This window comes from Microcystis sp. 0824 (genome assembly GCF_003112475.1).
Taxonomy (GTDB): domain Bacteria; phylum Cyanobacteriota; class Cyanobacteriia; order Cyanobacteriales; family Microcystaceae; genus Microcystis; species Microcystis aeruginosa_C.
Genome location: NZ_BDSM01000053.1, coordinates 189,422 through 202,709, shown reverse-complemented (window position 1 = coordinate 202,709; position 13,288 = coordinate 189,422). Strand labels below are relative to the sequence as shown.

Annotated in this window: 11 protein-coding genes and 2 pseudogenes; 7 read left to right on the top strand and 6 right to left on the bottom strand. The window is 42.6% G+C overall.

From position 1 onward, the window contains the following. From N0824_RS21955 to N0824_RS18370, 4 genes and pseudogenes are all read left to right on the top strand, one after another. Positions 1-154: pseudogene (locus N0824_RS21955) on the top strand (RNA-directed DNA polymerase); the annotation flags it as partial. A gap of 96 nt (positions 155-250) precedes the next feature. Next, a pseudogene (locus tag N0824_RS18375) lies at positions 251-1,012 on the top strand (tetratricopeptide repeat protein); the annotation flags it as partial. A 210-nt stretch (positions 1,013-1,222) separates the two neighbouring features. Next, the gene (locus N0824_RS21650; RefSeq protein ID WP_255420544.1) at positions 1,223-1,348 is read left to right on the top strand and encodes a hypothetical protein; all 126 of its coding nucleotides are present in this window, start codon (positions 1,223-1,225) and stop codon (positions 1,346-1,348) included. Between the two features lie 69 nt (positions 1,349-1,417). Next, a complete protein-coding gene (locus N0824_RS18370) occupies positions 1,418-1,696 on the top strand; it encodes a UPF0175 family protein (RefSeq protein ID WP_108937795.1) in 279 nt (92 codons plus the stop codon). A 164-nt stretch (positions 1,697-1,860) separates the two neighbouring features. Here the strand turns inward: N0824_RS18370 and fabI are convergent, their stop codons facing one another. After that, positions 1,861-2,637, bottom strand: coding sequence for an enoyl-ACP reductase FabI (fabI, locus tag N0824_RS18365; RefSeq protein WP_002760333.1), 777 nt, complete (start codon positions 2,635-2,637; stop codon positions 1,861-1,863). A 214-nt stretch (positions 2,638-2,851) separates the two neighbouring features. Between fabI and ntcA the strand changes: the two genes are divergently transcribed. Then, the gene (gene ntcA, locus N0824_RS18360; RefSeq protein WP_002793163.1) at positions 2,852-3,529 is read left to right on the top strand and encodes a global nitrogen regulator NtcA; all 678 of its coding nucleotides are present in this window, start codon (positions 2,852-2,854) and stop codon (positions 3,527-3,529) included. 7 nt (positions 3,530-3,536) lie between these two features. Further along, positions 3,537-5,024: a DUF3084 domain-containing protein gene (locus N0824_RS18355; protein ID WP_108937794.1), complete on the top strand. Its 1,488-nt coding sequence runs from the start codon at positions 3,537-3,539 to the stop codon at positions 5,022-5,024. 13 nt (positions 5,025-5,037) lie between these two features. Here the strand turns inward: N0824_RS18355 and N0824_RS18350 are convergent, their stop codons facing one another. From N0824_RS18350 to ccsB, 5 genes are all read right to left on the bottom strand, one after another. Then, positions 5,038-5,622 (bottom strand): Uma2 family endonuclease, encoded by a 585-nt coding sequence (locus N0824_RS18350; protein ID WP_108937793.1) that lies wholly within the window; start codon positions 5,620-5,622, stop codon positions 5,038-5,040. A gap of 46 nt (positions 5,623-5,668) precedes the next feature. Next, on the bottom strand, positions 5,669-6,913 hold the full coding sequence (locus tag N0824_RS18345) for an ATP-binding protein (protein WP_108937792.1): 1,245 nt from the start codon (positions 6,911-6,913) through the stop codon (positions 5,669-5,671). A 347-nt stretch (positions 6,914-7,260) separates the two neighbouring features. Beyond that, positions 7,261-8,583, bottom strand: coding sequence for a serine/threonine-protein kinase (locus tag N0824_RS18335; RefSeq protein ID WP_108937790.1), 1,323 nt, complete (start codon positions 8,581-8,583; stop codon positions 7,261-7,263). 241 nt (positions 8,584-8,824) lie between these two features. After that, on the bottom strand, positions 8,825-9,718 hold the full coding sequence (locus N0824_RS18330; protein WP_108937789.1) for an aspartoacylase: 894 nt from the start codon (positions 9,716-9,718) through the stop codon (positions 8,825-8,827). Between the two features lie 459 nt (positions 9,719-10,177). Then, a complete protein-coding gene (ccsB, locus tag N0824_RS18325; RefSeq protein ID WP_002797576.1) occupies positions 10,178-11,164 on the bottom strand; it encodes a c-type cytochrome biogenesis protein CcsB in 987 nt (328 codons plus the stop codon). A gap of 132 nt (positions 11,165-11,296) precedes the next feature. Between ccsB and ftsH the strand changes: the two genes are divergently transcribed. After that, positions 11,297-13,261: an ATP-dependent zinc metalloprotease FtsH gene (gene ftsH / locus N0824_RS18320; protein ID WP_108937788.1), complete on the top strand. Its 1,965-nt coding sequence runs from the start codon at positions 11,297-11,299 to the stop codon at positions 13,259-13,261. The last annotated feature ends 27 nt before the right edge of the window (positions 13,262-13,288 follow it).

Genomic DNA, 13,288 nt, shown 5'->3' with positions numbered 1-13,288 from the left:
AAGGATGAGTATAAAAACCTTCAAATACTACACCGCCACTGTCACGACGAAAAATCAGCTTCCGATGGAAGCCTCGATATAACCACAAGGAAATTATCACAGGCAACCACAGAGAAGTCAAGCGGTATCCTTAACAAGGGAACAGTCAAACTAGGAGCCGTGTGAGGTGAAAGTCTCACGCACGGTTCTGAATGGGAGGGGAGGTCGGTGACGACCTTCTCGACCCCTAATTCCTTTCCGCTTTTCTTCGATGCTATCCTTACTAAAAAAGCTCTGGAATTGGCTAAAATCGCTCTTTATTGGCAGTCCGAAGGCAATTAACCCCAAAGAAGTCAAAAATACTCCTCCAGAACCCAGCGATGGGGAATATGAAGGGATATTGATGGGGTTATTCGAGCAGGTGGCGGCGGGAACCACTACCGACGGGTTACGGGAATGGCTATACAGTCGCCATTGTGACGATAAAAAGCTGGCGCGGTGGTTAGAGGTCAAAAGCGAGGAATGGCTACAGTATCCAGAAGATTATCAAACTTTAGGGCGGGATCTGGCGGCTTTAGGCAAGGTGATGACGGGAAATCTGGGGGAAGTGTCCCAACGGATTAGCCTCCAGTTACGCGACGCGGTGAGGGATGTTTCTGGTGTGGAGGGGGAAAATCTAGGCTCAAAGGAGACGGATTTAACGGAAGTGGTTCAGGATGCCGAATTCTGGTTTGAGCAAGGAACCCAGAAATACATGAATGGGGATTTTATCGGCGCGATCGCATCCTTCGATCGAGCTTTAGAAATGAAACCCGATTTACATCAAGCTTGGTACAACCGAGGGGTTGCGTTAGCTGATTTAGGCAGATTGGCAGAAGCGATCGCATCCTACGATAAAGCTTTAGAAATTAAACCCGATAAGCATGAAGCTTGGCACAACCGAGGGGTTGCGTTAGCTGATTTAGGCAGATTGGCAGAAGCGATCGCCTCTTACGACCAAGCGGTAGCCATTAAATCCGATGACCATCAAGCTTAGTCTGACCGAGGGTGGGCGATTTGTTCTCTGGGTAAAATAGGGCTAGATCAACTAACAGAATATATAGTCATTTCAGATAAGTCTGATACACTCTAGACCGACAAAACCCTTATGAACTCTGGGATTGATATTCTCAATCTTAATTGAAATGACTATAGCGATCCTTACTATTGGGCGGCCTATACCCTGACTGGACAGGACTAACTTATGGAAATTCCCAAAACAATTATCGATCTTGAAGCACTGCTAATCGCCCTCGCACAGCAGACTGAACCCTTGCCAGAATATCTACAGCGATCGCTCAAAGAAATTGAACGATTACTAAGGTGTTAGGTTTCATGCTTCAATCCAACCTATGTTCTATAAAAATTATCCGTAAACCCAAAAAAAGGAAGCTGAATCATGAAAATTACTATCGATATTCCCGATGAATTGCTTCAACATTACAACTACAATAATATTACCCGTGAAATTTTAGAGGCTTTGGTGGTGCAGGCCTACCGAGCGGAAAAAATCACCAGTGCCGAGGTCGGAAGTATTTTAGGTCTATCTTCTCGTTGGGTGGTGGATGCTTTTTTGAAAAACCACGATACCGATTTACATTACGATGAAGTCGATCTAGACAGCGATCGCAAGACTCTTCAGCAACTTCGCAACAAACACGATCATAGTCTTTTATGATAGTCGTTTCAATTAAATTGAAGATAGATTTCGCCTTTGATACCCCCTTGATCCTAGGGTTGATTCATAGTAGGGTTGATTCATAGTAGGGTTGATTCATGAATCAACCCTACTACCCTTAATAAGGGGGGCGCTGATGGTTTTTAACACCTACCTACTTAAAACTACATTCCCATAATTTCGTAACCGGAATCTACATAAATAATCTGACCGGTAATACCACTAGCAAGATCACTGGCTAAAAAAGCGGCCGTATTTCCCACCTCAATTTGTGTCACGGTGCGATGTAAAGGAGCGATTTCTTCCACATGATGGATCATATCAAGAATTCCACCCACGGCCGAAGATGCCAAGGTGCGAATTGGACCGGCAGAAATACCATTAACTCGGATCTTTTGGCCACCTAATTCGGCGGCTAAATAGCGAACACTCATTTCTAAACCGGCTTTTGCCACCCCCATTAAATTATAGTTAGGAATTACCTTGACACCGCCGAGATAGGTAAGAGTGATAATACTTCCCCCTTCCGTCATCAAAGGTTTAGCCGATCGAGCTAGACGGGTTAGGGAAAAAGTGCTAATATCTAGGGATTTAGTGAAAGCTTCCCGAGGGATGGCGGTAAAATCGCCCGTTAAACCCTCTTTATCGGCAAAAGCGAGACAGTGAATCAAAATATCCAGTTTACCCCATTTTTCCGCCACTGTAGCGAAAGTATCTTCTACCTGTTGGTCATTTTGGACATCGCAGGGGACATAAAAAGCGGGATTAAGTTCATCGGCCAATTCTCGCACTTTTTTCTCAAAACGGCCCTTTTCGTCGGGGAGATAGGTGACACCGATATTCGCACCAGCTTGATGGAGTTGTTGGGCAATTCCCCAAGCGATCGAGCGATTATTGGCAATTCCCGTCACTAAGGCGTTTTTTCCCGTTAAATCTAACATAGTTCTCGTTTCTCTTACAAAAATCTCCCCAATAGCCGACCCCAGCGAGATTCGGTATAATAGGGATACAGATAACGGGGCAGCAATGATCACCCCTCCCCCATTGTCTGGCAAAAAGCGCCCAAAACTTTTCCCAGTTTAGGCAGCGGTTGTGTTTAATAGAGGTGACACTCGTTGCATAATAAAAACAATTTTCCCCTTTTTTGGATGTGAGATGGACTTATCCCTAATACAAGATAAACCCCTAGCAGATGTGTTCCGTCGAATCGGCAGCGGCAATTTCCCCCCGGTGGTGGAATTGTTCGAGCGTGGCAAAACGATCTTTTTCCCTGGAGATCCCGCCGAAAGAGTCTATTTTTTGCTGAAAGGAGCCGTTAAGTTGTCGCGAGTCTATGAAGCGGGAGAAGAAATTACCGTGGCTCTACTGCGGGAAAATAGCGTCTTTGGTGTGCTATCCTTACTCACCGGCCAGCGATCGGATCGTTTTTATCATGCCGTGGCTTTTACTCCGGTAGAATTACTCTCGGCCCCGATCGATCAGGTAGAAAGATCCCTCCGCAATAATCCCGATTTATCAATGTTGATGTTGCAGGGGTTGTCCTCGCGGATTTTGCAAACGGAAATGATGATCGAAACCTTGGCTCACCGGGATATGGGTTCACGTTTGGTCAGTTTTTTATTGATTCTCTGTCGTGATTTTGGGGTTCCCACCACCGATGGCATTCGGGTTGATCTAAAATTGTCTCACCAAGCGATCGCAGAGGCGATCGGTTCTACCCGCGTCACTGTCACCCGTTTATTGGGAGAGCTGCGGGATCAGGAAATGGTCTCAATTTACAAGAAGAAAATTACCGTCCATAATCCCGTCGCTCTCAGTCAACAATTTACTTAAATTCTGGATGACTAGCGCTTATATTTTGGTTTTGGCCATCGTGGTTTTAGGTGGTCTGATAGCGGCGGTTGGCGATCGTATAGGTAGCCGTATCGGTAAGAAAAGGATGCGTTTATTTAATCTGCGTCCGAAACAAACCGCAACTTTGATGACGATTGTAACGGGAATTTTGATCGCCGGTTCGACTTTAATTGTCTTGTTTGCTTCTAGTAAATCCCTGCGTCAAGGAGTTTTTGAACTGGATCGTCTTTTAAATGAACGTCGTGCCGCTATCAAAGATTTAGAAAGTCAGGTAAGAAAAACCACCGAGCAAAAAAATCAGGTGGAAAAAGCGTTAAAAACGGCTAAAAGTGAACAGATAGCCGTGCAGAAACGTCTAGAGGTTCTTAACAAAAATTATCAAGCTTCTCGTCAACGTTTGCGGTTAGTTTCGGGACAGTTGGAAAAGTTTCGTAAGGAAGTGGCTAATTTAAACAATGAACGAGTTATTTTAACTAATCAAAAGGCACAGTTAACCAGTCAACGGGATCAATTGTCCCAACAAAAATCAATTCTTTCTGGTCAGATAAATCAACTACAAACCACCGTTAAAGTTAGAGATAAAGAGTTAGCTAATCAACAAAAGTTATTAACAACCAGACAAGCGCGACTTCAACAGTTAGAAACCCAACAAAAAACCCTACAGCTAGAAATTGATCTCCGGGATCAACGTATTGGAGAACTCGATCGCTCGATTGTGGATAAAAATTTAGCTTTGGAACAGCGCGAGGGAAAATTAAAAGATTTAGAGACCCAAATGGCTTTTCTTAAGCGGGAAGTGGAAGTTTTAGAACAATACTATCAAACCTATCAAGAATTGCGGGAAAAACAAATCGCTATTTTCCGGGGACAGGTGTTATCTTTTGGAGCTTTTCGTATTGTTGATCCCCAAGCTATTGTCACTGTTATCGATAAGTTATTGCGAGAAGCGAATATAAATGCTATCCGTGCCACCCAACCGAATCAGCCTAATTTTGACCAGCGTTTAGTTAAGATCACAAAAGCACAGGTAGAACAGTTAAGTCAACAATTACAGGACGGTAAAGAATATGTGGTGAGAATTCTTTCAGCAGGTAATTATGTCTTAGGAGAAACCGAGATTCGTGTCTTTGCTGATGTGGTTCCCAATCAAAGAGTTTTTGAGGAGAAACAGGTCATCGCTGCCGTTTCCATTGATCCCCAAAATATGACAGAAGAAGACCTACAAAAACGTTTAGATTTACTCTTAGCTTCGGCTCAATTTCGCGCTAGAAGTGCGGGAGTTTTAGGGTCAATTCAAGTGGAAGATGGGTTATTAACTACAGTAGTTAACTTTATTGGTCAAGTGAAAAAGTCGGGTAATTCTATCGAGACACTTGAGGCAATTGCTGCTAGTAAAACTAATACGGCTGGCCCCTTAACTTTGCGTTTAGTAGCGGTAAAAGATGGTAAAATTATTTTTAGTACGTCTTCTTAAAAGATAGCTAAAGTTAGGAGTTGAGATTAAAATCAATTCCTTCGTAAATATCGGCAAGATTTAAGCTAATTCCTAAAGAATCTAGGGATATAATTCCCCTGGCTGGGGTGTATTCTTGCAGTAACCAATTATTCTCTGAGGTTTTGCTATAGGATTCTATTAGTATCTCCCCTTGACTGACGAGAAGATATTGGTTTAATTGGGGTATAGAACGATAATAACGAAATTTATCACCCCGATCATAACCGGAGGTAGAAGGAGATAAAACTTCGATAATTAGGCAGGGATTTAAAATTTCATCGTTGCGATTATCACTCAATAATGGTTCCCCGGCAATGAGCATTAAATCTGGGTATAAACCGCGATTATATTGGGGTATCCATAGACGTAGATCGCTAGATTGAAGACGATAATTAGTTCCTCTTAAAACTAATTTTAGCAGGACAATAAGATTAATTAGAATACTATTATGATTGATGCTTCCCCCTGTCATCTCGATAATTTCCCCGTCGTGATATTCGTGTTTAGTTTCTGCGCTAGTTTCTAAATTACGATATTCTTCTAAGCGGAGGGTTTTGGGAGGCGATGAAGTCAACATTTTTCTAGATCAGAGCTTATTTTATTTAATGATAACACAATTAATGCTACCTGTTTAATCCTAATTCCCCCTGTAGAAAATCAATAAATTGTCTAGCAGTTCGCCCCGATCGCCCATTATGTTGGGTTGCCCATTGTTTGGCACGAAATTCTAGGTCTTCTAGGCTAATTTCTAATTTAGCTAAACTTGCTAAATGACGCACTATTTTCAAATACTTTTCTTGATTAGCCGGTTCAAAAGTTAGGGTTAAACCAAAGCGATCACTAAAGGATAATTTTTCTTGTACTGTGTCCCAATTATGCACTTCATCACTATCTTTTGGTTGTGGTCGATCCGCAAAAAATTCTCTGACTAAATGTCGGCGATTAGAAGTGGCATAAACTACGACATTTTTCGGTCTAGCGGTGACACTTCCCTCTAAAACAACCTTTAAAGCTTTAAAAGCTTCATCGTCTTCTTCAAAGGATAAATCATCGACAAAGATAATAAATTTTTGCGGTAAATCTCGCAGAATTTCAATAATTAATGGTAGGTCTTTTAATTGGGATTTGGCCACTTCAATTAAGCGCAATCCTTGACTATGGTATTTTTGCAATAATCCCTTGACTAGAGAGGATTTTCCCGAACCACGGCTGCCATAGAGTAGGACATTTAAAGCGGGATAACCTGCCAATAAAAACTCAGTGTTTTTAATCAAGGTTTCCTTGGGCATTTCATAACCGACTATTTCTTGAATCTGCACGGGATCGGGATGAGTAATTCCTTGTAATCGGCCTTCTTGCCACCTTAAAGCTTGATAAAGGGCAAAAATTCCTGTCCCACATTCACGATAATAATCTGCTAAATCTTCGACTAATTCCGTCCAATTTAAACCAGAATGCAGGAAACTTTCTAATTGATTGTCCACTTCCCAAGTGGGGAAACTGAGAAATTTAATTTGTTCCACAATTGTCGAATTGCTGAGGCTAGAAATGCTAGAATTATAGAGAGATTGGAGGATAGATAAATCCTGTTTCACGCCATTAACTAAAGATTCGGGTAACTCCCAAACACTTTTTTTCTGTACCTGTTGACTAAAGGGATTATCATCTAATAAAATTTGCTCGACTAGAAAATCATTCCAACTGATATTTTTAGATGCTAAAGCTTGAAACAATTTACCATAAGCTTTGAGAAAATCGGCAATATTATCCGTAGATAATAGGTTAATAAATGCCTGACCAATAGCATTATCAAAAACCCCTTGATATAAAACTAATAAGCTGACTTTTTGGTAAATTTCAGAGATCATTGTTTACTCTCCACTAATAACTAACATTTCACTGCCGCTTTTTGGTAATTCCTAATCCGATTTAATAATTGCCGTCCTGTAGCCGAGGGAATGCCAATCAGTTGTTATTATATCAAGATAGGTTAATCTCTGCAAGATTAAGGTTAAAAAAGGGAAAATGCCTAATGACTAATTCCTAAGATTTCTTGAATTGATTTTCATTTATCTTAATGGTGAGGTACAAAGTTTTCCTTTTGGGGAGTCAGTCCCGATGAAAAAATTTTCACCCCCACAGATGAAAGAGGTTTCCTTCCCCACAACCCACACCCCACACCCTCTTTCAAGTCAGGAGATGATACCCTGTCAGGTTACACTTCCTCTTGATGAGAAACGTTATATTTGATAAAATTTAACCAATCTTGGATTTCCTGTCCTAACCAGAGACATTCATCCTCGCGGAGATTCTGTCCGATAAGATAATAATTTTTAGCCGTCCGCAGACGAATCTGATAGTTACCGTCTGTGCCATTACTATGAAGAAAAATACCCCATAAATCTTGAGTTCTAAAAGCAAATTTTTGGTAGATAAAATTGAAGAGTTTATATTTAATTAAAACTTCTTGAGGGGTAAGAATTAATTGCATCTCCCGCAAAAAAATAAAACCAATCAGAGCTATAATAAAGGTAAGAATTGGGGAGATAAAAACAGTGACAGTAAGGAAAATCGCCAAAGACCAGAGAGTAGCTGCATCGGAAGGTAGCTTAATTTTTGGGGGTAAATTAATCTCTAAATTATCCCGGTGTTTAGCGATACGGATGGAACTGTGAGAAGGTTTTAGTAATTTCTTAGGATCGATTAAACTTGAGGTTTGACGATAGTAGGGATGTTGGAGAAATTTCAGAGCTTCTCTGGCACTTTTAAACCGCTTTTCTACCGCTACATCGGTCATAGTTTCTAACCAATCGATTAAATCATCATCGATTGTCACCAGTTGGCGAAATTGAATTTTAGAGTCGCGGTGGGGCAGTTCTATCGGCACAATTCCCGTCAATAAATGAATTAAAGTCATGCCCAAGGCATATAAATCAGAACTGGGAACCGCCCGGCCCCAAAATTGTTCTAGGGGTGCATAACCACTCGTCCCCACCACAGTAAAAGTAACTCCCGTCACTGCACCCCTGGCCTGGACTGCGCCAAAATCCACTAAATAAACGTTATTTTCCGAGTTAATAATTAAATTACTAGGTTTAATATCTCGATGTAATACTGGGGGCGATAATTCATGCAAATAGATGAGAATTTCGAGAACCTCTTGGGCAATAGTCCGAATTACCATAGGGGAGAAACGTTGCCCCCTTTCTAAACGCTCGCTTAGGGATTCTCCCGGTATATAATCTTGTACAAGTACAAACCAAGGAATCCCGTCACCTTGATTTTTATCGAGGGAAAAATAATCGCGATAGCGGGGAATACGGGGATGATGGAGAGAAGCTAAGACGGCGGCCTCCCGTTCAAATAATTTTAATTCTTCCCACTCCATCTGGGGACTAAAAGCGAGGAGTTTAATAATTACCGATTCCTGGGATAATACATCGGTAGCTAACCAAGTTTGACGACCGATAGCGGTATTGCCTAGGCGTTGTTGCAGTTGGTAACGTTCAGCTAAAAGAGAATCAGAAGTAAAGGTCATAGTGGCTTTTCCCTTATTTAGGGTCTGCTGAAAAAGTTTTTCCTGGGGACAGGGTGTGGGGTGTAGGAATTGTAAATTATGAATTATGAATTATGAATTGGGGTGTGGGGTGTGGGAAGTGGGAAGTGGGGGAATTTCAACTAAAACCCTAAAACCCTAACACCCTAAACCCCTATCACCCTGCCTCCTGACGACTGGCTACTGACTCCTAACCCCACCAACAAACTTTTTGCCGCAAACCCTAATTAATATCAATTTGTTTTTTTGCTGTCCAACAAAGGGCGATTCCTTTTTCTTTATAGGAAGATTCTCCAACAAAGATAGGATATAATTCAGATTCCCCACGATAGATAATTTCCTGACCATCAAATCCTAGAAAAATCGGTTGATTAGGTTGAATTGCCTGATAATCTCGTTGGAGAATCTGAGGATGTAACATGGCTTTAATTTCACCCTGTTCATCTCTAGGATAATCGATCGAGCCTAAACGTTGGTAAACTGTGAGGGATTCGCTGAAAGTATCGAGATGGGCAGCCAGATAATTTTCCTGTTCGATATAGTCTAGGATTTGATAGATGAGTGTTTCGGTTTGACGAAAAAGATAGGGACAGATGACACCATGGTTAATTGGACCGATTTCGAGGGTAAAAGCTAGGGGACAAATTCCTTTCAGAAAATGATTTTCTTCCTCGCTGACGGGATGATAAATTAAGCGCACATCAGGATTAATTTTAGTCAGATAGGTAAAGAGTTTTAATAGCCAAGGATGGGGGTTAGAATAAATAATCGCCAGCATCATGTTAGATGTGGTGCTGTGAATATCTATTAATAAATCAATGGATTTTTCTTGGATTTCTTTGACTATTTTTTTGGCTCGTTTTTGTTCGTATTGCTGACAATCGGGATTAACTAAATCTTTTTGGTTAAAACAACGATTTAAATCCGTATCGACATATCTAACCCGTTGCTTTAGGGCTAAGGGATTAGCGATGAGACTGTGGGATTGAAAACTGCTGCGGGCTAGGAGATTAGCTGAGTTTTGCAGGTATTTAACCAGATAAGCGGGAGTTAGTTCATTGCCATGCACACCGGCAATTAAAGCCAGATTTTTAATAGTAGTTTTCTGCTCGATCATTTTTTATAAGTTTTGAGAAGTTGTAATTATTTATGGTTTGCGGCAAAAAGTTTGTTGGTGGGGTTAGGAGACAGGAGTCAGGATTCAGGAATCAGGAGACAGCTTTTATTTATTCTCCCCACACCCCACACCCCAATTCATAATTCATAATTCATAATTCATAATTTATAATTCCTACACCCCCTTAGTAGCCGGTCGTCAGGAGTCAGGAGACAGCTTTTATTTATTCTCCCCACACCCCACACCCCAATTCATAATTCATAATTCATAATTCATAATTCATAATTCCTACACCCCCTTAGTAGCCGGTCGTCAGGAGTCAGGAGACAGCTTTTATTTATTCTCCCCACACCCCACACCCCAATTCATAATTCATAATTCATAATTCATAATTCATAATTCCTACACCCTCTTTCAAGTCAGGAGGGGCAGGTTTACCAACCCACCCCTATAACTGATTTAGAAAAACCAGCCGTAGGAATGAAGACCTTTACCTAAAAGATTCACCCCTAAATAACATACCCAAACCACAACAAAACCACTGGCAGCTAGAATAGCCGGTTTTCTTCCCTGCCATCCCCGGGTAATGCGGGCATGGAGATAAGCGGCAAAAACTAGCCAAGTGATGAGCGCCCAAGTTTCTTTCGGGTCCCAACTCCAATAGGAACCCCAAGCTTCATTCGCCCAAACTGCCCCGGCGATGATACCGATAGTGAGAAGGGGAAAACCGAGACCGATGACCCGATAACTGATATTATCGAGGGTTTCCGCCAAGCTAAGACGTTGGGGCGAAAGAGTCGCCATCGCTGTTAAGGTGGGAGTTAAAAGGGCGGTTGTGCCACCGTTAGCCGTTTCCATGAAAATTGGGGCAGAAAGAGTGGTAGATAACTTATTTTGCAGACGATAGGCTCCCGTACCCACGGAACTGCCTTTTAACTCGATATTTTGACCTCTAGTGACGATCAGAAAAGCGATCGCCATCAGGGAACCCACCATCAAAGCAGCATAACTTAACATCATGACGCTAACGTGCATCATCAACCAATTCGATTTTAAAGCCGGAACCAAGGGCGCCGAAGTTTGCATTTCCCCGGGTAAGGACAAAGTGGCAAAAGCAGTAATCCCCATGGCTACAGGAGTCGTCACCACCCCCACCAGGCGACTGCGGCTAGTGTACTCAGCAATTAAATGAACCGCAGTTACACCCCAAGCGAGAAAGAATAAAGATTCGTAAAGATTGCTGATGGGGAAATAACCCGCTTCTAACCAGCGCGCCCCCAATAAAGCGGCGATACAGAGGTTAGCGATGGCCACTCCCGTGCTGCCCAGGCCCGGCAACAAAGGTATGCTAGGAAAGGCTGCCCCAGCCCAATAAACCAGCATGGTTAAAAACAGGACTAAAAAAGAAGTGTTATCGAGAAAGTTCTCTAAGCTAACTAAATTCATGGGATTTCTCTCGTTTGTCGCTCGCTCGCTACCAAGTATTCCATCCTCTATCCTATCCCATCGGTAAGGCGATCGAGACAGGGAATTGTTAGTATGAACTTTGCATTTTCACTCTCACCTGCCCTAAAAATTATGGCTAATCAAGAAGATAATCAATTTTCCTGGTCGCGTTTGCCTCTGTTAGGCAAAATCCTGATCATTTGTTCTGGTGTTGCCGTTTTAGGCTATTTTCTTATCCCTCGTCCCTCAGAATTGTCCAATATTACCCTCGAACCCTACAGCGAATTTATCAGTAAAGTGGAACGGGGCGACATCAGTAAGGTCAGAATTGGCAATCAAGTCATCTTGTATGAATTAAAAAATCCTTTAGAATCCCTGCCTATTCCGGGTAATCCCCCCGTTAATCCCCCAGAATCAAGTAATCCCTTTCACAGTGATTCTAGTTCTCTGGACAGCAAACCAAGCAGTAATCTAGTCTCCAGACGAGTCTTGGCGACGATTCCAGTCGATAACCCCCAATTACCCCAACTATTACAGCAAAAAGGCGTAATCTTCGAGGCGATTCCCGTGGCCGAAAACAGTTGGATCAGCACTCTCCTCGCTTGGGTGGTTCCTCCCTTAATTTTAGTCGCCGCCATGCAGTTTCTGTTCTATCGCAACGATGACACGCGTAAATCGCTGCTTTTTAATAAAAATCTCGCTAAAGTTTACGGAGACGACGAAAAATATCCGATTACCTTCAGTGATGTGGCCGGGGCCGAGGAAGCAAAAACCGAGTTAAAGGAAATTGTCGAATTTCTCAAGGATGCCGAGCGCTTTAATAAAATTGGGGCGCGTATTCCTAAAGGTGTTCTCTTAGTCGGACCGCCGGGGACAGGGAAAACTCTCTTAGCAAAAGCGGTCGCGGGAGAAGCGGGAGTGACTTTTTTTAGCATTTCGGCCTCGGAATTCGTGGAGTTATTTGTCGGGACCGGGGCAGCCCGGGTGCGGGATCTATTTGCCCAAGCGAAGAAAAATGCCCCTAGCATCATTTTTATTGATGAATTGGACGCGATTGGTAAATCGAGAAGTTCGGGATCGGGAACTAGCGGCAGTAATGATGAGCGCGAGCAGACTTTAAACCAACTTTTGACAGAAATGGACGGTTTTAGCCCCAAAGAAGCCGTCGTCATCGTTTTAGCCGCCACCAATCGCCCAGAGACTCTTGATGCCGCTTTATTGCGTCCGGGGCGCTTTGATCGCCAAGTTCTGGTGGATCGTCCCGATTTGGCGGGACGATGGGCAATTTTGCAAATATACGCCCAACGAGTCCAGATGGGCGAAGATGTTAACCTCAAAGCGATCGCCACCCAAACCCCCGGTTTTGCCGGTGCCGATTTAGCCAACCTCGTCAATGAGGCTGCTCTCTTGGCCGCGCGTAATAATCGGGAAAAAGTCAGTCAAATTGATTTTAAAGAAGCGATAGAAAGAGTTATCGCTGGTTTAGAAAAGAAAAGTCGGGTTTTATCGGAAAAAGAAAAGAAAATCGTCGCTTATCACGAGGTCGGCCATGCTTTAGTCGGCGCTGTCATGCCGGGGGGTGGTTGCGTCGAGAAAATTTCTATCGTTCCCCGGGGTTTATCCGCTTTGGGTTATACCCTGAAAATTCCCACGGAAGACCGTTTTTTGATGACAGAAACCGAATTTAAAGAACAAATTACTATGTTATTGGGCGGTCGGGCTGCTGAAGAATTAATCTTTGGCAGTGTCACTAATGGCGCTTCCGATGATTTACAAAGGGCGACGGATATCGCTGAAAGAATGGTGACAATTTATGGTATGAGTAAATCCCTGGGTCCCCTAGCCTACGATAAAACGGGACAGGCGAATTTTTTAGGTAATAATCAGGGTAGTCCCCGCCGTTTGATCGGGGAAAATACGGCGAAAGCGATCGATGAAGAAGTTAAACAAATTATCGACGCTAGTTACCAAAAAGCCCTAGCAATTCTCAGTCATAACCGCAATTTATTAGAGTCGATTGCCACTAATCTTTTGACCACGGAAGTAATCGAGGGAGAAGATTTGCAAGAGTTATTAAATCAAGCGCAAATGGTTTGATAAATCCTCATACATAGGGTCTGCTGA